This window comes from Thiomicrorhabdus cannonii, assembly GCF_013391695.1.
GTDB lineage: Bacteria > Pseudomonadota > Gammaproteobacteria > Thiomicrospirales > Thiomicrospiraceae > Thiomicrorhabdus > Thiomicrorhabdus cannonii.
The window spans coordinates 314,059-335,262 of the sequence record NZ_JACBGH010000001.1 but is presented as its reverse complement, the minus strand read 5'-3'; the positions used below and the strand labels follow the sequence as shown (position 1 = coordinate 335,262).

Below are 21,204 nucleotides of genomic sequence, written 5' to 3'. Positions count from 1 at the left end.
TCGTAGTTGTGAGCAGGGGTTTTTGCGTTGTGACCGCGCTTGAAACTGTGGTTTACAGGGTTACAATGGGGCGGTGATAATGGCAGGCAAACCAGAGGAGTAACGTGATGCGCAAGGTGAAATATGCCATTTTGGGTGCGGGGAGCGCGGGATTGACGGCGTCCAGTTTGATTCGCAAACACAGTGATGATTTTGTGTTGATTGATGGCGGGCCTTTGGGGACGACCTGCGCGTGCGTCGGCTGTATGCCTTCCAAGGCGCTGATTCAGTCGGCGAATGTTTATGCGCGGCGCGAGGATTTTGCCGAGTTTGGGTTGCAGGGTGACGTGGATGTGGATTCCGCCAAAGTGATGGAGCGTGTGCGCCGTTTGCGTGACCGTTTTAGCGGCGGGGTGCGGGCGGCAACCACCGACAAGTTGCCGGAGTCGCAATTGATGCGCGGTTATGCACGCTTTATCGGCCCGAACCGTTTGCAGGTAGATGGCGAAGAAATCGAGGCCGAGCGCATTATTATCGCCACCGGTTCAACCCCGATTGTGCCGGCTCCCTGGAAAGCCCTTGGCAATAAGTTGTGGACCAGTGACGAGATTTTTGAACAGGCCACCCTGCCCAAGCGCATCGCTGTGATCGGTCTGGGCGTGATCGGATTGGAGTTGGGGCAGGCGCTGGCGCGCTTGGGGGTGGAAGTGCACGGTTTTGAGATGGCCCATCACATTGGCGGTCTGGCGGTGCCGGAAGTCAGTGCCAAGGCGGTGGAGCTGATTTCGCAGGATTTTCCGCTGTATTTGGGTGAGGCCGCGCAATTGGAAGAGACGGCGCAAGGCGTGCGTGTCTATACCTCAAAAACCGATGTGGAAGTCGATGTGGTGTTGGCGGCGCTCGGGCGGCGTGCCAATCTGGACGGGCTGGACTTGCAGAAGGCGGGGGTGGCGCTGAATGAAGCCGGCCTGCCGGATTTTGACTTGCATACTTTGCAAATCGGCGATAAGCCTCTTTTTATTGCCGGCGATGTGAATGGTTTCCGGCCGATTTTGCATGAAGCCGGTTTTGAGGGCAAAATGGCGGCGCTGAATGCGCTGGATTATCCCGAGGTGAAGGCCTATGCGCGCAAAACGTCGCTGGCAATTGCATTTAGCGAGCCGGATATCGGCGTGTTTGGCGAATCCTATCGCCACTTGGACTTAACGCAGACGGCAGTGGCGCAATTTGATTTGGAGCGCAATAACGGCCGGGCGATTGTGATGCATCAGGATCACGGCATGATCTGCCTGTTTGCGGATAAATCCAGCAAGCGTCTGCTGGGGGGGGAAATGGTGATGCCGCATGCCGAGCATTTTGTTCATCTGCTGGCCTGGGCGGTGGAGCAGCGCCTCACTGTGGCCGATTTGATGCGCATGCCGTTCTACCATCCGGTGCTCGAAGAGGCGATTCAGTCGGCCATCACGGAGTTGTACAAACAGCTCTATGCGGTCGAAGAACGTCCGCGTGCGCCGGAATTAACCGTATTGCAATAACAGAATTAACAGTAATGCAATAAAATCAAACTGTTTTTTGGTATAATGCCGGCAGTTTTATTAACCATAGCCCCGTTGGCGCCGTGAGTGGAAGTTGTTTCACGGCCCGTTTGACGGGGCTTTAACTTAGATGGTATCGAGTGACTAATCAACACACAGACAGTGCTGCAGACCAGCGCGACCCCTTCGCAGACCGCGAAGCCGAAAAATACGAAAATCCTATCCCTAGCCGCGAGTTCATTATCGAGGCGCTCGAAAAAGAGTCCAATCCTCTGCGTCTTTTTGAAATTGCCCGTCTGGTCGATGTCGACGAAAATGATGAAGAGCGTTTTGAGGCTCTGTCACGTCGCTTGAAGGCGATGGTGCGTGACGGCCAGCTGATGCGCAACCGCCGCGGCGCTTTCGGTCCTTTGACGAAGATGGATCTGATCAAAGGCCGCGTTCTGGGGCATCCGGACGGTTTCGGTTTTGTGGTGCCGGAGGACGGCAGCAAAGACCTGTTTATTTCCGACAAAGAGATGCACAAGGTGCTGCACGGCGATATCGTCATCGCCTCGATTGCCGGTGAAGATCGCCGCGGCCGCCGTGAGGGGATGATTGTTGAAGTCAGCGAACGCGCCAATCAAACGATTCTGGGGCGTCTGAATTTTGAAGACGGTTTGGCGTGGGTGCGTCCTAACAATACACGCATTACGCAGGATGTCTTCGTGCCGCAAGACGGTTTGATGGATGCCAAGGAAGAGCAGATTGTGCTGGTCGAGGTCATTCACCAGCCATCGATGCGTTCCGGTCCGATCGGTAAAATCATCGAAGTGCTGGGCGACTATATGGCGCCGGGTATGGAGATCGATTCTGCTATTCATGACTTCAATATTCCGAATACCTGGTCGGATGCGCTCTTGGCCGAAGTGGAATATATTCCGGATGAGGTGACCGAAGCCGATTTTGAAGGACGTAAAGATTTGCGTGCGTTGCAGTTGGTGACCATCGACGGCGAAGACTCCAAAGACTTCGACGATGCGGTATTTGCCAAGCGTCGCAAAAACGGCTGGCGCTTGGTGGTGGCGATTGCGGATGTGTCGCACTACGTCAAGCCGGGCAGCGAACTGGATAAGGAAGCCTACAAACGCGGCAACTCGGTTTATTTCCCGCAGCGCGTGATTCCGATGCTGCCCGAGAAGCTTTCCAACGGCATCTGTTCATTGAACCCGCAGGTTGATCGTTTGTGTATGGTGGCGGACATGTCCATCAACGACGACGGTTCTCTGGAGCGCAGTCAGTTCTATCAGGCGGTCATGAACTCCAAAGCGCGTCTGACCTACAACCAGGTTAACGACATTCTGACCAATCCGCAAAGCCCGCATCGCGAAACCTATGCCGAGCTGGTGCCACATCTGGAAGAGTTGAACGGTCTGTACGAAGTGCTGTTGAAGGCGCGTGAAGAGCGCGGCGCTTTGGAGTTCGATACGGTCGAAACCCGCATTATTTTCGATGAGTCGCGCAAGATCGAATCGATTGTGCCGGTGGTGCGCAACGATGCGCATAAGCTGATCGAAGAGTGTATGTTGATGGCCAACGTGGCCACGGCGCGTTATCTCAAGTGGCATAAGATGCCGATGGTGTATCGTGTGCATGAATCGCCGCTGGAAGAGCGTTTGAAAAATCTGCGCACTTTCCTGGCCGATTTCAGTCTGCAGTTGGGCGGCGGCGATGAGCCGACGGCGCATGATTATGCCGCCGTGGCCGCGCAGGTCAAAGGCAAGCCTTACGAGCATCTGGTGCAGACGGTGTTGTTGCGCAGCATGAATCAGGCGGTTTATCAGCCGGAAAACAAAGGTCACTTTGGCCTGAACTACGAGCATTACACGCATTTCACGTCGCCTATCCGCCGTTATCCGGATTTGTTGATTCACCGTGCGATCTGCCACGTGTGGACCAAGCAGGGGCCGGCCGAGTTCTATTACGACGATGCCAAGATGGCGGAGTTTGGTGCGCACTGCTCTGATACCGAGCGCCGCGCTGACGAGGCGACCCGCGATGCGGTGACCTTCCTGAAGTGTGAATTCCTGTCGCACCGTTTGGGCGAGGAGTACGAGGCGGTCATTACTGCGGCCACCAACTTCGGTCTGTTTGTGGAGTTGGATTCGTTGTATGTGGAAGGTTTGGTGCATATCACCGAGCTGGGCGATGACTATTTCCACTACGATAACGCGCGTCACTGCCTGAAAGGCGAGCGCACCGGCAAGGTGTACCGTCTGGGTGATCGCATTCGTGTGCAGGTGGCGCAGGTCAATCTGGATGAGCGCAAGGTCGATTTGCGCTTTATCGGTGATTTTGCCGCGGCCGCTGGTGCGGAAGAGTTGCCTTCTTCTGAGGAAGAAGGGCAGGACGAGGGTGACGATCAGCAGCCTAAAAAACGCGGTAAAAAACGTTACTACCGTAAGAAAAAGCGCGGCGGCAAAGGCACTAAAGCCTAAGCTGCGCTGATTCCGATCAGCGCTTTTGACCCGTTTTGTTGACCTATAAGGTGTGAGTGTGAAACAGGAAGTTATTTTCGGGCTGCATGCGGTTGAGAAGTTTATTAAGCAATCGCCGCATTTGGTGTATCAGCTTTCGTTTGAAAAAGGGCCTTTCAATAAACGCCAGCAGGCGTTGTTCGATCAGGCCAAGTCTTTAGGGCTGTCACCGCAGCTGGTCGCTAAATCGGCATTCAAAAGCGTGGATGGTAATCATCAAGGCGTAATGGCCTTGGTGGCGGCGCGTCCGGAAATGAACGAAAAAGACCTTGAGGCGCTAATGCAGCGCCTCGACAAACCGCTGTTTCTGTTTTTGGACGAAGTGCAGGACCCGCACAACCTCGGCGCGATTCTGCGTACCGCCGATGCGGTAGGCGTGGATGCGGTGATTATTCCCAAGCATAACTCGGTCGGCATTAACGCCACGGTGCGTAAAGTGGCTTGTGGCGCGGCCGAATCCGTCAATCTGATTGTCGTTTCCAATCTGGTGCGTACCATGAAGGAGTTGCAGCAGGCCGGTATGTGGATGATCGGTCTGGCGGGGGAAACCGACCAGACGATTTACACCCAGAATTTTAACGGTTCGGTCGGGCTGGTGATGGGCGCCGAAGGCTCGGGCCTGCGTCGTCTGACGCGTGAGGCGTGCGACCATCTGGCAGCAATTCCGATGGTGGGTACGGTGGAGAGTCTGAATGTGTCGGTTGCCACCGGCGTGGCGCTCTACGAGGCTTTCCGCCAGCGTCAAAGCTGATTGAAACGTTTTATTAATCAAAGCAAAAAGCCCTGCAGTGCAGGGCTTTTTGCTTTTTAAGGTTCAAAAACTCAACCATACCCGGCCTGTTGAGTTTTCAAAAAGCGTCAAACAATGAAAATCTCGCCTTGCTCATTGATTTGGATGTCGACCGCTTCCAGCGCTTCATCCCAGCACGGGCCTTCGACACAGACGCCATCCTCGATGCGAAAGAAGGCGTCGTGTACCGAACACTTCATGGTCTTCTCGAATGGATTGACATCGATCTTATACGCCTCGTTCAACGGTACGTCCTGATGCGGACAGTTGTTGATGTAGGCTTTGACCTGATCTTCATATTTGATCAATACCACCGACTTGCCGATGCTGGGCGCCTCGACCACCAGCGTTTTGGCATTGGTCACTTTATTGAGGTGAGCGATCGGTTTGCGTGTCTGCTTGGCTTCGAGCAGTTTGTCCAGACCGTGTTGCTGGCACTTTAATGCCGCCAATTCGGTCGCCTCTTTGACTGCCTTATCGAGCGTGTCGCCGGCGAGCAGATGATGGATGACCGCCGCATTGAAGGTGTCACCGGCGCCCAAGGTGTCCACCACGGGCGACACGCTTTTTGCCGGTTGGTGCTGAATGCCCGCATGGCCAGCAGTGCAGAACCAGGCGCCCTGGTCGCCCCAGGTGCAGATTAGATGACTGTTGGGCAGCTGGGGTTGCATGGCTTTCAAGAGGCTTTCGGCGCTGTCATGGCCTTTTGCTTTGGCATAGTGGTGCGAAAAGAAAATCAGATTGGCCTGCGGCAACAGAGTTTCTATGCCGTCACGCGGTTTTTCCACTTCCAACGAGATCGGCTGGTGCGTCAAAAAGGTCTTGGCGATATTGAGCATGCCCTTGAGGTTGTCGATATTGCGACCCTCGAAATGCAGCCAGTCGTACTCTTCGATTTCGATTTTGGCGAAATGCTCGAAACTCAGTTCCGGTAAATCGCGGTAGTGCACGATTGCACGGTGGCCGTTGCTGGCATTGAGTGTGACATAAGAGGTCGGGGTGCGCCCTTTGATAAAACGTTGGATGTGCTCGACGTCAATCTGGCGCTCTTTCAGGCCGTTGATCAGTTGCTTGGCTTCGCTGTCACCGCCGGTGGTGGTGCAGATGGCGGTTTGGTGGCCCAGTTGCGCCAAGACGTACAGGGAGTTGCTGACATTGCCGCCGATTTGTGTGTGGCGATGTGAGGCGCGGATTTCTTCATCATCATGAACGGCATGCGGGACTTTAAGAACAATATCCAGTACGGCATTGCCGATACCCAAAATTTTAGCCATGGTTTACCTTCTGGTGCATTAGAAATGGTTAGGATTAAAGTGCGGGCATTTTAGCATAGCTTTACTTATTCGACAGGTTTTGCCTTGTCAAGTGAATAAAAGTGAATAAAAAAATTAAAAAACTTGACAAGGGGCTTTTTTATTTATGGATTTATTCGTTCAAGATGATTTAATTAATTATTGTAAGTTATTGATTAATAATGGATATAAGTCATCGTTTGTGGTTTGTTAAAACCTTTTAATGGCAATGTGTATTATCCACAAAAGCTGTGGATAACTTTGTGAGTAATCTTAATAAAAGAGACTTAAGTGCTTTAAATTAGCCGATAAATATTAAATTGCCTAATTTTTATACAGTCCTAAATTTACGTAGGATTTGTTGTTTTTATACAACGATAAAAAAAGCTGACCTGTTTTTTTTGCGTACAGGGGTGCAAAAAAAAATAAAAGCTATAAAATCAAATGTTATTGACGACGTTGGAAGAAAAGTGATCGATTATGGCGCATGTAAAGACAGCATTTAATGCCAGTTGTTTAAACTGTGGATTACAGAAAATCTGTTTTCCGACGGGGCTGTCTAAGCAGGAGATGGATAGCCTGGATCACATAGTGCAGCGCAAGGCGCCTTTGCAAAAGGGGCAGATGCTGTTTTCCAGCGGCGACAAGTTCACGTCGCTTTACGCGGTGCGGGCGGGCGTAATCAAGGTCTATTCTTTCTCTGATGGCGGTGAAGAGGTTGTGCACGGTTTCTATCTGCCGGGCGATGTGGTCGGTGTGGATGCGCTGGCATCCAAAATCCATCTCTTCAATGCCATGGCGTTGGATGTCACCAGTGTCTGTACCTTGCCTTTCAAAGAGTTGAGCGACCTGTCGCAAAAAATACCGCACTTGAGTCACCAGGTGTTTAACATTCTGAGTAAAGAGGTCGTGGATGGACGTCTGCACTCAGAATTACTGATGAAAAAAAATGCAGATCAGCGTATTGCCCAGTTCTTGTGGGGTATGGCCGAGCGCTTCAAGAATCGCGGTTATCACTATCTGGAATTTAGACTAAGCATCCTGCACCGTGACGTGGCGATCTATCTCGGATTGACCCCTGAAACGGTTTCGCGCATTCTGGCAAAACTCCATCAGGACAATGTTGTTACCTGGAAGAAAAAGGAAGTGCAGATTCACGATGAAATGGCACTAAGAACCTTGGCCGGCTGTACGGAATGTGATTCTAGTTCCTGCGCAAAAGTGGTATAGTTAGCCCAAATTTGCGGGTCAGTGATGCGCGTGTCATAAATGACACTTTTTTATACTTTAGTTGCGTTTTTTTTAAATTAATTTAATGGATGGACATAATGAAGTTGCAGAATTTGAAAGCTTTGTTTGCAGCCGCTTTTATGGCGGCTTCTTTGGTGGGTTGTAGCGCTACGCCAACGGCGGAAACCGATGCGCAGGCCAATGCGGAAGTCATGGACAAGACGGTTGTGGAAACCGCTGTAGTTGATCAGGGTGCGGCAGCCGCGACCAATTTGGATCAAATGCAGGCCAAACTGGCGGGAATGGTAGTGCGTTTTGATTTTGACCGTTCTGAAATCAAGTCAGAATTTTTTGATGTGATTAAAGCGCATGCCGAATACATGCAAGCCAATGCAGCGGCCAAGGTGACGGTGAGCGGTCACTGCGACGAGCGCGGTACGCGCGAGTACAACCTGGCGTTGGGCGAGCGTCGTGCCAACTCCGTCAAAACGGCGTTGATGGCCGAGGGAATTGCTGCCGACCGCATTACAGTCATCAGTTTCGGTGAAGACAATCCGGTGGCTGAAGCCCATAATGAGTCTGCCTGGTCGCAAAACCGCCGTGCAGAATTTTCTTACTGATCGCCTATAAGATCCGTTTTGCATAAAGCCTTCCGAGCAACTGCCCGGAAGGCTTTTGTGTTTCAGGGAAAGCATTTTGTCCCGTGGTTATCGTTTTTTTGTGAGAGTCTTTGAATGTCTGATACTGTAAAAGTTCATTACCTGCGTGATTATCAAGCCCCATTGTTTGAGTTGGATAAGGTCTATCTGGAGTTTGATTTGCAGCCGCAAGCCACGCGAGTCACCAATACCATGCAGATCCGCGCCTTGTCTCCCGGTGAGCCATTGGTACTTAACGGTGAAAAGTTGCAACTTTTGGATGTGCGCGTAAATGGTGAGTCGGTGCTTGCGCAGTGCGATGTGACGGATGAACATTTGACGGTTAAAACGGATTTAAGCGAGTTTGAGCTCAGTATCGATACCGAAATTGCGCCGGAAAGCAATACGTCACTGGAAGGGCTTTACCGCAGCAGCGGCAATTATTGCACGCAGTGCGAGGCCGAGGGATTCAGAAAAATCACCTATTTCCTGGACCGCCCCGATGTGATGACGCTGTATACCACCAAAATCATTGCCCCGAAAGCGGATTGCAAGGTATTGCTCTCCAACGGTAACTTGATTGAAAGCGGCGAGCTGGATGCCGGGCGTCATTATGCCGTGTGGGAAGACCCGTTCAGAAAACCCTGTTATCTGTTTGCCTTGGTGGCCGGCAATCTGGAGTGCATTGAAGATCAATATCGCACGGCCGACGGGCGTGATGTGACTTTGCGCATCTATGTGGAGCCGCGCAATATCGACAAATGCGAACACGCCATGAGTTCGTTGAAAAAGTCGATGCAGTGGGACGAACAGCGTTTCGGGCTGGTCTACGATCTGGATATCTACATGATCGTAGCGGTCGACGATTTCAATATGGGAGCGATGGAAAACAAAGGGTTGAACGTGTTCAACTCCAAGTTTGTGCTGGCCAAACCGGAAACGGCGACCGATGTCGATTACGAGGGCATCGAGGCGGTGATTGCACACGAATACTTCCATAACTGGACCGGCAACCGCGTCACCTGTCGCGACTGGTTCCAACTGACCTTGAAAGAGGGCTTGACGGTATTCCGTGATCAGGAGTTCACCGCCGACATGCTGTCGCCCGCAGTCAAACGCATCGAAGACGTCAAGCGTCTGCGCAACCATCAGTTTCCGGAAGATGCCGGCCCGATGGCGCATCCGATCCAGCCGCAGTCGTATATCGAGATGAACAACTTTTACACGATGACCGTGTATGAGAAAGGTGCCGAGGTGGTGCGTCTTTACCATACATTGCTGGGCGAAGCCGGTTTCCAGCAGGGCATGAAACTCTATTTTGAGCGTCATGACGGCGATGCCGTGACGGTCGAGGACTTCCGCAATGCCATGGCCGATGCCAACGGCATTGATCTAACGCAAATGCACAACTGGTATGTGCAGTCAGGTACGCCGACACTTCAAATTGCAGCGGAATACGACGCCGCCAACCAGACGTATCGTCTGCATTGCAGGCAGAATTTGCCGGCACAGGAAGAACCCTTCAAGCCGTTGTTATTGCCGATTAAGACTGCCTTGCTGGCAGCAAATGGCAAAGCCATGCCATTGAAGGTGCAAAATGCCGCCGCGCAAACCCTGTCGCCGAAAACTCAACAGGCCGGGGCTGGCGAGGCATCGCAGGAAGTCCTGCTGGTGATGCGCGAGGCCGAGCAGACCTTTGTGTTTGAAGGGATTGCCGAGGAACCGACACCTTCCTTTTTGCGCGGCTTCAGTGCGCCGGTCAATCTGCAGTTTGCTTACAGCGACGCGCAGCTTAGTTTGCTGAGCCGGGCCGACGATGATGCGTTTGCGCGTTGGGAAGCGTTTCAGACGCTGGCGATGAACGAGATTAAAGGCAATATTTCGCGTTTTGAAGCGCAGCAGCCATTGGAGCTGTCGGCGGCGATGATCAACGCTTTTGCCGGTGTTTTGCTGGATCGGCAGGCAGACCGGGGATTGGTGGCATTGACCTTGCCGATGCCCGATCTGACCTATATCGGCGAGCAGTACAGACAAATCAATGTGGAGGCCGTGTATGCCGTGCAGCGTTGGCTGAAACGCGAGTTGGCGCAACGTTTTGAAGAGCCGTTATTGGCGCTTTATGAGCAGTTAAGGGCGGAGAGCGCCGGTGACTACCGCTATGAAAAAACGGCGATTGCCACGCGTAAATTGAAAAATGTGGCCTTGGGTTATTTGCTGTTGCTGGAGCAGCATGCGGCGCTGGCGGAAGCGCAGTTTAACGCCGCACAGAATATGACCGATGTATTGGCGGCGCTGGAAAGTTTAAGCCATACCGGGCATGAAGCCAGATTGCGTTGTCTGGAGCGGTTCTATATGCAGTGGCGATATGATCCATTGGTGCTGGATAAGTGGTTTGCCATCCAGGCCGGTTCGCATCATCTGCATGCGCTGGAGCATGTCAAGGCGCTGGTTGAGCATGCGGATTTCCACTACGAAAACCCCAACAGGGTACGAAGTGTGCTTGGTGTCTTCGGACGCCTCAATCTGCTGGGCTTTCATCGTGCCGACGGCGCGGGTTACGCTTTCCTGGCCGAGCAGGTGATCAAGCTGGATAAGCTCAATCCGCAGGTCGCCGCGCGTATGGTCGCGCCCTTTACCCACTGGAAGCGTTACGATGCGGCGCGTCAGCAGTATATGCAGCAGGCCTTGCAAAAGATCATGGCGGTCAAAGGGCTGTCCAAGGATGTCTTTGAGATCGTCTCGAAGTCGTTGAAATCATAAACTGGCTTGAGAGGTACACGAAGGAGTTATGCGGCAAAGGCTAAGACAACAGGCACTGAAACGCTGCTTTGGTGTGGCGTTGAATGTCATCGCTCTATATGTGCCAGCGGCAAGCCTTGCCGATACCGTCCCGTTGCCGCCATCGGCTTTGCAAGAGCAGATCGAGCAGATTGATCAGGAAATCGTTTTGCTGCGCGCCGAACTGGCAGAGGGGAACGGTGAGCGTGCCGAGGTAGAGCGTTATCTTCGGCAGTTGCGCGCCATGACGTTACCTGCGGCGTTCACTGAACGGGTTCAGCGGCTCGAGCGTTTTCTGGCGCAATCCGAGCGCATCGAACTGCAGCCAAGTAACGCGGAAACGGTGTTTAAACTGCCTGATACCAGCAGTACCGTTGTGGTGCTGTTGCCGTTAAGCGGCGATTTTGCCGTGGCCGGTGAGCGCGTGCTTGCAGGATTGAGGGCGCAATGGCCGTTCAGCAAGCCTTTTGAGGTGCTGGACAGCGCGCTCTACGACAATCTATTCGAGCTGTGGGAACTGGTCAAACTGTACGCTCCGGATTTCATTATCGGGCCCCTGACACGTGATCAGGCGCAGGCTTGGCAGGCGCTGAAAACGGGCATTCCAACGCTCTACCTGAATCAGTTGGATGTTTATGAAGCGTATGAAAAAGCATTGTCGCCAAGTAAAAGCGACGGTCTGCGCCAGTTGCACAGCTTTGTGAACAGTTATGCGTTGCAGCATATTTTGCTGTTGAGTGAGAATTCACAGGCGGCCAAAAATCTGCAACAAAAAATTCAACAGGCCGGGTCTAGCCTCGGTTCTGGTGCAGATGTTTGGCTGGAAACAGAAGTGGTGGAGCAGTCGTTGGATCAGAGTGTGCGCCGTGTCTTGAATGTCCGTTCTTCAGAAGGGCGTAAAAACTGGCTGCAAGCGACACTGCAAACCGAACTGGAATTTGAACCGCGTGCGCGTCAGGATATTGACGCCGTCATCAGTTTTCTGCCTCTGGAAGCGGCCATGCAGGTTCAGCCCATGCTGGCTTTTTATCACCTTAACGAAGCGTTGAATCTATGGTATCCGCCCGGCTTTCCTAGCGCTTCGGACCTCCTCGCGTCTTTGCCGTTCTGGCAGCAGACCTATGCCTTTCTCCCGCCTAATTCCGTTCACAACACCCCGTCTGCACCAGCGGATCATAATCAAGATGACAAAACTGGCCTGCTTTATGCTTTAGGTGAGTTGGCGGCAAAGCTCGTCAATCAGCCCGAAGCATTAAAGCCTGCTCAATGGTTGGGTGAATCCCCCATCGGCGACTTGATTACCACGGCAGATGGACAATTAGCGCTTTTGCCAAAGGTGTATTGGTTGGACGACAAAAGCGTTCAACCGATAACGGGGTATCGTTTCCAGTTCGAATAAGATAAGCACTTGGCAGCGAATTGGATGCTTAAACGATTTTGTGATTAAAGGAAAAGTTTGTGGCTTCAACGGACGAAACTTTCGATCCTAATGATCTGGACAGCATTGATGCGCTTTTGGATGAGGCGGAGCAGGATGTTGTGGCCGGCAAGGACGTGGACACGGTAGAGGATGTTGCGCCTGCAACCGCTGTCCAGGAGTTGCCTGCGGAAACGTCCATGATCGATGATGAATTGAGCGATTTGCTGGATATAGAGCAGGCGGCGCCGGCTGCCGAGTTGGCAGACAATGTCCCGCCACCGGCTGCACAGGTAAAGGAAGCGGCTGACCCAAAACCTGAGGCCAAGTCCAAGCCTGAGGAAGCGCCTGTGGCTCCCCCCCCGCAAGAGGAAGAATACATTCCGCGCAGGGGAAAAACGCAAAACCAATCTAAAGAAATATCGGCGGCAGAAATGGATTCAATTAAAAAGCTTATTGTCATTTTTGGCTCAACGCTTGTGGTGTTGATGCTGATTGGTATCGGGATCGGTATTTGGGCGGCTCTGGCCGGATCAGCCGGTTTGGATGAAGAGACTCAAACGAAAATCGAAGAGATCAAGTTGGGTACTGAAAGTAACACGGTGGCGTTGTCAAAAAATGCTCAGGGCATGAACGCTGTTGAGAAAAAGATTGATGCGTTAAGTTATCAGCTGGAGCAGATGACGGCCGACATCACCGCGCTGGCGCAGCAGGCTCCTTCAAGCCCTGTGCAGTCTGTTGCCCAGCCTATTGTGCCGCCGGCGGTGAATAATGGGCATGCGGTGGCACCGCATGATGCGCATGCTGCCGCTACCCATCAAGCTGCGCCGGTAACCCAAGCGGTACTTGTGCCCGCTGCGCAGACAATGGCCCCAGCAGTGGTAGTTGATGCCGCTATGATGGATAAGCTCAACAGCGTGCAGATGGGCATGGTCAAAGCGCAGAAGCGTATCGATGAGGTCAATAAACGCGTTAAACAGTTGCAAGAACAATACGGCAAGTTATTGCACGGTGTTAAAACCGTGGAAAAACAGCTGGTAGGTCAGCAGGTGCAGGCTCAGGCTAAAAAAGAGGCTGACAAGGAAAAGCCGGAGTCAAAACAGCCGTCTTACCAGTACTCGGCCCCTGATCCGATGATGTATGACCAAGCCAATCCGGATAGTTATCCCTAACCGCAAGCTGGGTTGGCATATCGAAAAAGTCTAAATGTTGAACATTGATTAAAACCATTTTGAGTCTATGAATAATGGAGATAAAGATGAAAAAAGTAAACGTATTGATCGCGGGATTGGTCGCGACCTCTGTACTGGGCGGTTGTTCAAACAGCCCTGAAGTGAAGAACGAATCGCCTGTAGTGCCGATGATTCCTCTGCAGGCGGTGATGCCGGTTGCACCGGTTGCGGCACCCGCAGCACCAGTTCCTGCTCCGGTGGTCAAAAAGCCGGTTGAAAGAGTGAAGATTTCGGCCATTGGCTACGGTGCGGAGAGTACGTTCTCGGCCTATACGCCGGGACAGCGTCGTCTGATGGCGATCCGTGCTTCAAAATTGGATGCCTATCGCGCTTTGGCAGAGCAGCTGTACGGTATCAAAATTGACAGTAACACGGCTATTTCTACGCTAACGGCCAAGAACGACAGCTTCAGAGCGCGCGTCAATGCCGTGGTGCGTGGTGCGCGTGTCGTCAGTGTGACACCGATGGCGGATAATAACTATGAAACGGTTTTGGAAGTGTATGTGGATAAGAACTTCTTCGACCAGACATTTGTGTACAGTGGCGATACCGTTGTAGCCAAAGAGCCTTCGGAAAGCTGCGGTACCTGCCTTGAAGTAAGCTCGTATTAAACCTATAAATAACGTCTGCAAGCGAGTGGCAGTGGAGTATTAACATGGCTAAACCAAAAATGGTGATGCTTGGTGTAATGGTGGTGTTGTTTGCTTGGGTGGAAGTCGCCCAGGCGGCCAGTATCAGTACGCGGGTAAGGATCTTGGAAAATAAGGTTGGCAAATACGATAAGCAGATTCAAGCGGAATCTGCGGCACGCAAAGCCTATGAAAACAAGGTCGATAAAAAACTCGAAGAGGTGGACAGCTTGCAAAAACAAGTTGAAAGCATCGTTAAAGAAATGAACGACAAGAAACAGGGTGGCAAGCAGGATAACCGTTACAGTTTTCCTTAAGTCTTCCTGCGGTTGAAGCAAACCAATGTCTCCGATTGGTTGGTGCAATAACAAAATGCATTAGACTCAAAATTAACCCCGCAATTGCGGGGTTTTTTATTGTTTATGGGAGAGGGAGAAGGGGGATGCTTAAAGGCGTCGATTTAAAACAGCTTCACCGCATCCTCACGAATATCTAGTCGATATCCTGACTTTTTTTGCGTTCAATCTGGGCATATTCGATCTCTTTCGATTGAATAAAGAACAGAACCTTGCGGCGGTCTTCTTCCGAAAGATTGGTATAGCTGAGTGAGACTCTATAGGTGTTTTCTTCGTCGACAATCGGCGTGATATTGACGAGGTCGCAACGCACCAGCACTGGTGATTCGTCTTCCAGCGGTTTGAACAGCAGGTCTACTTTATCGGTTGGATTAATCGTTTCATTGATGGTGAAGGAGATGCCGCCGCCGCTTAAATTCACCAGCCTTTGCGGAATCGCACGCGATAGCTGATTGGCATCGATGGTCTGCATCATGAAGTTGATTTTGCTGTTCATCGCGGTCAAGGCAGCCGCAAGCAAGGAGCTTTTGACATTGATCTGGGCAATCACCTCGTTGATCTGCGTGTCCAGGTCCGCCAAGTTCTGCATGAAGTATTCTTCAATATATTTAGAATCGGGGCTGCCGGGAAGCGGGGTTTGTTCAACGGCATCCTGAGGTACTATTCGATAGCTGCAGGGCAGCATTACATCGATTCTAAAAAATGAACGTTGATCGTTTTTCATTGCAACTCACTTTCTCGTCTTAGCTGGGCGGGCCGGATGTCCACCAATATGATTTTGCAGATCGGTTTCTGCATCGGTTTTTAGATAACGAAAGGTTAGCAGAAAATGAGCCAACTTAAAAAGTAATTTAAAGCCACAAATGATTTAGTGCTTCAAACAACGGATATTGAGGAGACTACGCTTTGCCGAGGGTGGTGGAGTGCGGTTTATTGGATGTCCGGTCGCCCGATGCGCTATACAGATTGACGCTTTCGGCGGATTGACCGCTCAGGATTTGCAAAGAGGTTTTGTTGATGTTGCTGAGGATGCGGATCGACATGCCATTGGCGATATTCTGGTCGTGGCAACGTTCGGTCAACTGAATGACTTTGTTCACTTTATCTTGCAGTTCTGTCGATACAGCGGAAAAAGCCTGTTGCTTCGCCAGTGCGAAAAATTGGGCGTTTGCATTGTCTGGCGTGCTATCGGCAAAAAAAGAGCTGATTTTTTCGAAGCAGGATTGGATTTGTTCGCCCAGTTTTGCTTTGGGCTCGATCACGTCTATCAGTGATTCGGCATTGCCATGCTTGAGTTGTTCCGCTTCCGATTCAAGCAGTTGTAGAAATTTTTGTAACAACTGACCCAACGCTTCAAGCTGTGAGGCGAATGAGGTGGCGTCAAAGTCAGCTGGTAGAAGTTTCATTCAGTTTTCGTAGAAAGTAGGATTAAACGTTAGAAAACAGAACTTCAGACTGAATCAGTTTCTCGGCGATGCGTTCGGCATTAATACGGTAGCTGCCATCCTGAATGGATGCTTTTAGCGCTGCGATACGGTCACCGTTGTCCACATTGACCTTTTCCGCTTTCTGTTCGAGTTCGCGTACCTGCCCTAGTATGCCGGTCAAGGTTACTTTGTCGTCAGCCGGGCTGTTGGTGACAGTCGAGCCGTTATTTGGCGTGCCGCTTTTGTCCTGCGCTTTGGGCGCTTCGGTGCGTCCGGACGGTACGTTCAGGTTTAGGTTTTTAATGTCCATTTTCTTAGCCTCACATCTAAGCTGGTACTATTCTACCAGTAATATTTTAATTCTTCTAACAAGGTTATCGGCAAAACCCACAAAGCTTTAATCATTTTTATGAATTTTTTTGCATGGATGACAAACTCAAGGAATCAATACGGTGTTCGGAGCAATAACTATGCCTTTTAATTTCTTTTTGCTGTTATTGTTTTCAACTTCAACCTGTTGATTTTCAACACCATCCTCCAGCGCCATTCCTTTGGTTTTGACTTCAATGTGCCCGATTTTGCTGATCAGGGTGACCGCCTGCTTTTTTAATACCCAGTAAGGCGGTTGCAAATCGCGAATAATGATAATGTCATTCGGGGCAATCGCCTTCTTTGCCCGCATGCCGATGACGTTTTCAACGTTGATCAGGCTATCGGTCGGCACCTTTTTATAAGGAAGGTATACCCGTTGCACATCGTCACTTCTTATAACGGCTTCTTTTAAGATTCCTTGAGTGGCAATAACCGCCGGTAATTTGCCATCGACGGTGGCGCTTAGAAAAAATTGCCAGGCCGGCTGCGAACATTTTATACCTAACGTCATTCTGCCCGCGTATTTGGTGGGGTTGCGATCCTGTATTTCTACGGGGTTTTCGCAGGCCGGCAGTTTGAGTGGTGTCGTGAAAGTTTTAATGTCTATGACAGGGTCTTGTAATTTTTGGTCAACTTTTTGCTTAAGGAAAACGGCGGCTTGTTCGTAGATGGCTTCCAATGAAGCATATTGGCTGCTGGAGTCGTCCGCCAAGCCCCATTTTGGGCAGGTTAAGCAGCCCGCTAACATGAAAATGTTAAAGTATGTTTTTATCATACGTGCAGTCTAACATGTGTTTAAAAGACTTTTAAGATCAGCTTGCGATATAGTAGCGAGCTGAAATAGTAAATTTGATCGATAAGGTGGCGTAACAATGTCTAGCTTTCTTAAAGGGGTTGATCAGAGAACTTCATTGGCCGGGATGAACCGCATGGAGTTGTTGCTGTTTACCATTAAAGGGGAACAGCTTTTTGGCATCAATGTGTTCAAGGTACGCGAGGTAATCCGTACGCCTGCAATTTCGCCGGTTCCCAAGGCCGACAGACGGGTGGTGGGGGTGTCGGATATTCGCGGCTTGACCATGCCGATGATTGATTTGGCCAAAGCCCTGGACTTGGAGCCGGTCCCCTCTGATAAGTATTCGGAAACCTTGACCATTGTGACGGAGTTTAATAGTTCCGTGCAGGGCTTTTTGGTACAGAATGTTGACCGCATTGTGCATTTGCGCTGGGAAGATATTCTGCCGCCTCCGGACAGCCTGCAAAGCGTCAATTATCTAACCGGCATCACCCGGGCGCGCGATCAGATTGTGGAAATTGTGGATGTGGAGAAGGTGCTGGCAGAGGTGTCGGGGGTCCCTGAGGGCATGTCCGATGAGTTTGTGGCGAGCCATAAGTTTGAAACCGGCGGGCACGACTTCTTTGTATTGGGGGCGGATGACTCCGCCGTTGCCAGAGCGCAGTTGAAGGGTATGCTCGATAAATTGGGGATTCGCAATAAGATTGTGAATAACGGCCGTCTTGCGTTGGATCTGCTGAAAAAATGGGCGGATGATGCCGAAACCGGTATTTCCGAACCGGTCGGCGATCGTGTTTTGATGGTTATTTCCGATATTGAAATGCCGGAGATGGATGGTTATACCTTGACCACCAGCATTCGTAAAGATGAGCGCCTCAAGGATCTGTTTGTGGTGCTGAACTCTTCCTTAAGCGGCGGTTTCAATGAAACCTTGACGGAAAAGGTGGGGGCCAACGTATTTCTATCGAAGTGGCACGGCGAAGAGCTGGGGCGCATTATTGTCAACAGGGTGGACGAGTTCAAACGACAACATTCGAATGGCGGGGAGTAGGCGATGCGTTGTCGTTGGTTGTTAGGTTTGGGGTTGCTTTTCTGGTTGGGGGCATCCGTTGCGGCCCCGGTCCAGCAGGAGGCCGCCGACGAGGCGATGCCGCATTGCGTCACGGTGACGGGCAGTGCTTCGACGGAGGGTGTCGATGAGGCGTTTGCCCGTCAGATGGCGATTCGTAATGCATTGACGTTTGCCAGTCTCAACAGTAACGTCAGCATCGATACCGAGCAGACTCTGGAAGCCTATCAATTAACGCGGGATGCGACCCGTTTCACTTCGCATAGCAAGGTGCAGGGATACCAGGTGGTCGAAGAGGGCTATGAGGAGTCTTTTGACCAATATGGTGAAGAGAAAAAACGCCCGCTGCATTATCAGGTGACCTTGAAGGTCTGTCTGACCGAAAATCCTTCGGTGTGCGAGAACTTTTCGGGTAACCGTTATCAACCGCGTTTGGCGGTGGCGCCCGTTGTGGTGGCCAAGAGCTATGAGGCGCGTGATATTGCCAATTTGCTGCCGGGGTTTCAAACCGAGCTGAAGCGTCGTTTAACGGAAAGCGGCTATCGCAATCTAACGCAATTGGATGCGGTGATGACGGTTGATGAGAACGGCGTGATTGCGCCGAACCTTTCGCCGCAAGTGCTCGATCCTGTCCGCGACCAAACCGGCGCGCAGTTTGCGTTGTTGACGGTGTTGCGTTCGCTGTCGTCTCATGCCGAAAACCATCCTATTCTGAATCCGGTCAAGCGTTTCTATAATCTGGAGGTGAAGCCTGATACCCGTTACTTGCAGGCCGATTGGTATCTGGTGGATTTAATGAATCACACCCTGTTTGCGCAACAGCGCGGCGAGGTGGAGGTGTATGGGGATGTGCGCGTCGGTCGGGACCGCCCTTTTGGCAGCAATGCCTTTTTTGCCACGGATACCGGCAAGGGGTTTGTGTCCTTGTTGAATCAGCAGGTAAAAGATGTGGCTTCGGGATTGCAGTGCGAACCTCTGCAGACGCAAATCATTGATGTACGCAATGATGAGTATGTGATTTATTTGAATGCGGACTCGGGTGCCAAAGTGGGGGATCAGCTTGCCGTCTACAGTTTGCAGGGCCGGCCTGTTCAGTTTCAGGGGATGAATTTGGGCATGGACGAAACCCCGGGGGCTTTCATTAAGATCAAACGGATATTGCCGCGTTTTGCGGTTGCAGAGGCGGTTGCCAAAAAATCGACAATCCAGGTTGGTGACATTGTCAAAACCTGGTGATTTTTGCAATATTATGTTTTTAAAAGAAAACCGGCAAATTCCGCCGGTTTTTTTATCTCTGGCAGCGCTTCCAGTCTGTCAAAAAATTTACCTTCAAGCATGATTACCCGGCCTGTTCACTTTTAAAAAGGCCGTTTTTGCCTTTTGTCTTGTTGATTTCGCCTCCCATTTTTCTCAACAGGCCGGGTCCATCGGCCGTTTTCGTAAAACTTTAGCTATTTTTATTAAAAAAATTCAAAAAAGTTAAAACTTGGCATTGGCGTTGCTAAATAGTTTCCAACTAAAACGGCGGTTCATTGACGATCAATAAGATCAAGACGATGAAGGCGGGAGAGAAATAATGGAATCTATTTTCGGTATACATGAAAGAGCCTTACAGATTCGCACCCAGCGTGGTGAAGTCCTGGCCAATAATTTGGCGAATGCAGACACGCCTAATTTCAAAGCGCGTGATATCGATTTCAGAGCGGCCATGACGAATGCGCAAGAGGAGTTGTCCACCCGCAAACCGGATATGGTCACGACCAATGCGCGTCATATCAGCGGTTTCGCCGAGGCGACCACCGAGAGTTTTCTGAAATACCGCATGCCGACCCAGCCTTCCTTGGACGGCAACACGGTGGAAGCGCATGTTGAGAAGGCCAAGTTTATGGAAAACGCCATGCAGCACCAGGCCACCCTGGAGTTTATTGATAGCAAAATCAGCGGGATTCGCGGCGCCTTGCGCGGTGAATAAGGCGTGATGTCGGAGGGAAAGAGCTATGTCGATGTTTAATATTTTAGATATTTCCGCGTCTGCAATGCATGCGCAAACCGTGCGCCTGAATACGGTTGCATCCAACTTGGCTAACGCCGACAGCGTCAGTTCCAACAAGGATGAGACCTACCGTTCCAAGCAGCCGGTTTTCCAGACGATTCTGGATCAGACCACCATGGAGCCAAAGGGCGGGGTGCGCATTAAAGAGATTGTTGAAAGCGAAGCGCCGGCCAAGATGGAATACAACCCGAACCATCCGATGGCGAATGCGGAAGGCTATATTTTCAGACCGAACGTGAATCCGGTGGAGGAGATGGCAAACATGCTGTCTGCTTCGCGCTCTTACGAAACCAATATCGAGGTGATGAACACCTCCAAACAACTTTTGTTACGCACGATTCAGCTGGGCAAATAGGAGGTGAATCATGGCAGATAGTCTAAGCGTTACCAGTGGCAATAACAGCTATATGGAAGCAATGCAACAGGGCGGTAATGCCTCGGCGTTCGCGCCGAACAAAGCCATGGGGCAGGCGGAGTTTTTGATGCTGTTGACCACGCAGATGCAAAACCAAGACCCGACCAAACCGATGGATCCAACCAGCTTTGTCTCCGATTTGACGCAGATGAGCCAGTTGGAAGCGACCACACGCATGACCGAGTCGGTGGCGGCGATGACGTTGGGCTTTCAGAACATGCAGACGTTGCAGGGCGCCTCATTGATCGGGAAAAACGTGCAGGTAGAGGGCGAGCAGTTTTCGCACAACCAGGGCGTGGCGTCACAGTTCCGTTTGAGCACCGAGCAGCCGCTGACTGACGTGACGGTTGTCGTGTCGGATGCCAGTGGAGTGGTTAAGGAGATCGATGTAGGCACTTTACAGAAGGGTGACAAAACGATCGATTGGGACGGGTTAGACAAGTTCGGTCTTGAAAAGCCGAATGGTCTTTATAACCTGACCGCTTACGGCACCGACGAGAACGGCGAGCTGCAATCGATTGACACCGTGGTGGGATCGCGTGTGAATACCATCGGCGTGAATACCGACGGCTCCATCACCCTGACCTTGGCCACCGGAGAAAGGGTGGCGATGAGCGCGGTCAGAGAGATCAGCGGCTAAACGATTTATGAACAGAATTTATTAACAGTAACGTATTAAA

20 protein-coding genes are annotated in these 21,204 nt (G+C 51.3%); 15 read left to right on the top strand and 5 right to left on the bottom strand.

Annotated features, from left to right (window positions below):
- Positions 1 to 107 precede the first annotated feature (107 nt).
- From HZ297_RS01690 to rlmB, 3 genes are all read left to right on the top strand, one after another.
- A complete protein-coding gene (locus tag HZ297_RS01690) occupies positions 108 to 1,514 on the top strand; it encodes a dihydrolipoyl dehydrogenase (RefSeq protein WP_178861243.1) in 1,407 nt (468 codons plus the stop codon).
- A gap of 140 nt (positions 1,515 to 1,654) precedes the next feature.
- Positions 1,655 to 3,991 (top strand): ribonuclease R, encoded by a 2,337-nt coding sequence (gene rnr, locus HZ297_RS01685; protein ID WP_178861242.1) that lies wholly within the window; start codon positions 1,655 to 1,657, stop codon positions 3,989 to 3,991.
- A 58-nt stretch (positions 3,992 to 4,049) separates the two neighbouring features.
- Positions 4,050 to 4,781 (top strand): 23S rRNA (guanosine(2251)-2'-O)-methyltransferase RlmB, encoded by a 732-nt coding sequence (gene rlmB / locus HZ297_RS01680; RefSeq protein WP_178861241.1) that lies wholly within the window; start codon positions 4,050 to 4,052, stop codon positions 4,779 to 4,781.
- 107 nt (positions 4,782 to 4,888) lie between these two features.
- On the opposite strand, the gene HZ297_RS01675 is transcribed toward rlmB, so the two are convergent.
- The gene (locus HZ297_RS01675; protein ID WP_178861240.1) at positions 4,889 to 6,094 is read right to left on the bottom strand and encodes a PfkB family carbohydrate kinase; all 1,206 of its coding nucleotides are present in this window, start codon (positions 6,092 to 6,094) and stop codon (positions 4,889 to 4,891) included.
- A gap of 498 nt (positions 6,095 to 6,592) precedes the next feature.
- On the opposite strand from HZ297_RS01675, the gene fnr reads away from it, so the two are divergent.
- The 7 genes from fnr to HZ297_RS01640 all read left to right on the top strand — a co-directional run bounded on the left by fnr (position 6,593) and on the right by HZ297_RS01640 (position 14,353).
- Positions 6,593 to 7,342, top strand: coding sequence for a fumarate/nitrate reduction transcriptional regulator Fnr (gene fnr / locus HZ297_RS01670; RefSeq protein WP_178861239.1), 750 nt, complete (start codon positions 6,593 to 6,595; stop codon positions 7,340 to 7,342).
- Between the two features lie 98 nt (positions 7,343 to 7,440).
- Entirely contained in the window at positions 7,441 to 7,962 is a 522-nt protein-coding gene (gene pal / locus HZ297_RS01665; protein ID WP_178861238.1) for a peptidoglycan-associated lipoprotein Pal, read from the top strand.
- A 114-nt stretch (positions 7,963 to 8,076) separates the two neighbouring features.
- Positions 8,077 to 10,740, top strand: a complete 2,664-nt coding sequence (pepN, locus tag HZ297_RS01660; protein ID WP_178861237.1) for an aminopeptidase N — start codon at positions 8,077 to 8,079, stop codon at positions 10,738 to 10,740.
- A 28-nt stretch (positions 10,741 to 10,768) separates the two neighbouring features.
- Positions 10,769 to 12,157, top strand: coding sequence for a penicillin-binding protein activator (locus HZ297_RS01655; protein WP_178861236.1), 1,389 nt, complete (start codon positions 10,769 to 10,771; stop codon positions 12,155 to 12,157).
- A gap of 59 nt (positions 12,158 to 12,216) precedes the next feature.
- Positions 12,217 to 13,347, top strand: coding sequence for a hypothetical protein (locus tag HZ297_RS01650; RefSeq protein ID WP_178861235.1), 1,131 nt, complete (start codon positions 12,217 to 12,219; stop codon positions 13,345 to 13,347).
- 86 nt (positions 13,348 to 13,433) lie between these two features.
- Positions 13,434 to 14,018, top strand: a complete 585-nt coding sequence (locus tag HZ297_RS01645; RefSeq protein ID WP_178861234.1) for an LPP20 family lipoprotein — start codon at positions 13,434 to 13,436, stop codon at positions 14,016 to 14,018.
- A gap of 44 nt (positions 14,019 to 14,062) precedes the next feature.
- Positions 14,063 to 14,353, top strand: a complete 291-nt coding sequence (locus tag HZ297_RS01640) for a hypothetical protein (protein WP_178861233.1) — start codon at positions 14,063 to 14,065, stop codon at positions 14,351 to 14,353.
- 175 nt (positions 14,354 to 14,528) lie between these two features.
- Here HZ297_RS01640 and HZ297_RS01635 read toward each other — a convergent pair whose 3' ends face one another.
- The 4 genes from HZ297_RS01635 to flgA all read right to left on the bottom strand — a co-directional run bounded on the left by HZ297_RS01635 (position 14,529) and on the right by flgA (position 16,966).
- Entirely contained in the window at positions 14,529 to 15,116 is a 588-nt protein-coding gene (locus tag HZ297_RS01635; RefSeq protein WP_178861232.1) for a PilZ domain-containing protein, read from the bottom strand.
- Between the two features lie 175 nt (positions 15,117 to 15,291).
- Positions 15,292 to 15,798, bottom strand: a complete 507-nt coding sequence (gene flgN, locus HZ297_RS01630; RefSeq protein WP_178861231.1) for a flagellar export chaperone FlgN — start codon at positions 15,796 to 15,798, stop codon at positions 15,292 to 15,294.
- Between the two features lie 22 nt (positions 15,799 to 15,820).
- Positions 15,821 to 16,129, bottom strand: a complete 309-nt coding sequence (gene flgM, locus HZ297_RS01625; RefSeq protein ID WP_178861230.1) for a flagellar biosynthesis anti-sigma factor FlgM — start codon at positions 16,127 to 16,129, stop codon at positions 15,821 to 15,823.
- Positions 16,130 to 16,255: 126 nt separating this feature from the next.
- The gene (gene flgA / locus HZ297_RS01620) at positions 16,256 to 16,966 is read right to left on the bottom strand and encodes a flagellar basal body P-ring formation chaperone FlgA (protein ID WP_246261565.1); all 711 of its coding nucleotides are present in this window, start codon (positions 16,964 to 16,966) and stop codon (positions 16,256 to 16,258) included.
- 97 nt (positions 16,967 to 17,063) lie between these two features.
- On the opposite strand from flgA, the gene HZ297_RS01615 reads away from it, so the two are divergent.
- The 5 genes from HZ297_RS01615 to HZ297_RS01595 all read left to right on the top strand — a co-directional run bounded on the left by HZ297_RS01615 (position 17,064) and on the right by HZ297_RS01595 (position 21,164).
- Positions 17,064 to 18,038 (top strand): chemotaxis protein, encoded by a 975-nt coding sequence (locus HZ297_RS01615; RefSeq protein WP_178861229.1) that lies wholly within the window; start codon positions 17,064 to 17,066, stop codon positions 18,036 to 18,038.
- Positions 18,039 to 18,041: 3 nt separating this feature from the next.
- Complete coding sequence (locus HZ297_RS01610; RefSeq protein ID WP_178861228.1) at positions 18,042 to 19,292, top strand: flagellar assembly protein T N-terminal domain-containing protein; 1,251 nt, start codon at positions 18,042 to 18,044, stop codon at positions 19,290 to 19,292.
- A 340-nt stretch (positions 19,293 to 19,632) separates the two neighbouring features.
- Entirely contained in the window at positions 19,633 to 20,028 is a 396-nt protein-coding gene (gene flgB, locus HZ297_RS01605; protein WP_178861227.1) for a flagellar basal body rod protein FlgB, read from the top strand.
- A 25-nt stretch (positions 20,029 to 20,053) separates the two neighbouring features.
- A complete protein-coding gene (flgC, locus tag HZ297_RS01600; RefSeq protein ID WP_178861226.1) occupies positions 20,054 to 20,464 on the top strand; it encodes a flagellar basal body rod protein FlgC in 411 nt (136 codons plus the stop codon).
- A 10-nt stretch (positions 20,465 to 20,474) separates the two neighbouring features.
- Positions 20,475 to 21,164, top strand: coding sequence for a flagellar hook assembly protein FlgD (locus tag HZ297_RS01595; protein WP_178861225.1), 690 nt, complete (start codon positions 20,475 to 20,477; stop codon positions 21,162 to 21,164).
- The last annotated feature ends 40 nt before the right edge of the window (positions 21,165 to 21,204 follow it).

What these genes read in the sequence shown, in the direction of transcription:
- HZ297_RS01645 (WP_178861234.1), top strand. Translation starts at nt 13,434, where the DNA reads ATGAAAAAAGTAAACGTATTGATCGCGGGATTGGTCGCGACCTCTGTA.
- pal (WP_178861238.1), top strand. Translation starts at nt 7,441, where the DNA reads ATGAAGTTGCAGAATTTGAAAGCTTTGTTTGCAGCCGCTTTTATGGCG.
- HZ297_RS01595 (WP_178861225.1), top strand. Translation starts at nt 20,475, where the DNA reads ATGGCAGATAGTCTAAGCGTTACCAGTGGCAATAACAGCTATATGGAA.
- flgC (WP_178861226.1), top strand. Translation starts at nt 20,054, where the DNA reads ATGTCGATGTTTAATATTTTAGATATTTCCGCGTCTGCAATGCATGCG.
- flgA (WP_246261565.1), bottom strand. Translation starts at nt 16,966, where the DNA reads ATGATAAAAACATACTTTAACATTTTCATGTTAGCGGGCTGCTTAACC.
- pepN (WP_178861237.1), top strand. Translation starts at nt 8,077, where the DNA reads ATGTCTGATACTGTAAAAGTTCATTACCTGCGTGATTATCAAGCCCCA.
- HZ297_RS01635 (WP_178861232.1), bottom strand. Translation starts at nt 15,116, where the DNA reads ATGAAAAACGATCAACGTTCATTTTTTAGAATCGATGTAATGCTGCCC.
- flgM (WP_178861230.1), bottom strand. Translation starts at nt 16,129, where the DNA reads ATGGACATTAAAAACCTAAACCTGAACGTACCGTCCGGACGCACCGAA.
- HZ297_RS01615 (WP_178861229.1), top strand. Translation starts at nt 17,064, where the DNA reads ATGTCTAGCTTTCTTAAAGGGGTTGATCAGAGAACTTCATTGGCCGGG.
- flgB (WP_178861227.1), top strand. Translation starts at nt 19,633, where the DNA reads ATGGAATCTATTTTCGGTATACATGAAAGAGCCTTACAGATTCGCACC.
- HZ297_RS01675 (WP_178861240.1), bottom strand. Translation starts at nt 6,094, where the DNA reads ATGGCTAAAATTTTGGGTATCGGCAATGCCGTACTGGATATTGTTCTT.
- HZ297_RS01640 (WP_178861233.1), top strand. Translation starts at nt 14,063, where the DNA reads ATGGCTAAACCAAAAATGGTGATGCTTGGTGTAATGGTGGTGTTGTTT.
- fnr (WP_178861239.1), top strand. Translation starts at nt 6,593, where the DNA reads ATGGCGCATGTAAAGACAGCATTTAATGCCAGTTGTTTAAACTGTGGA.
- flgN (WP_178861231.1), bottom strand. Translation starts at nt 15,798, where the DNA reads ATGAAACTTCTACCAGCTGACTTTGACGCCACCTCATTCGCCTCACAG.
- HZ297_RS01690 (WP_178861243.1), top strand. Translation starts at nt 108, where the DNA reads ATGCGCAAGGTGAAATATGCCATTTTGGGTGCGGGGAGCGCGGGATTG.
- HZ297_RS01610 (WP_178861228.1), top strand. Translation starts at nt 18,042, where the DNA reads ATGCGTTGTCGTTGGTTGTTAGGTTTGGGGTTGCTTTTCTGGTTGGGG.
- HZ297_RS01655 (WP_178861236.1), top strand. Translation starts at nt 10,769, where the DNA reads ATGCGGCAAAGGCTAAGACAACAGGCACTGAAACGCTGCTTTGGTGTG.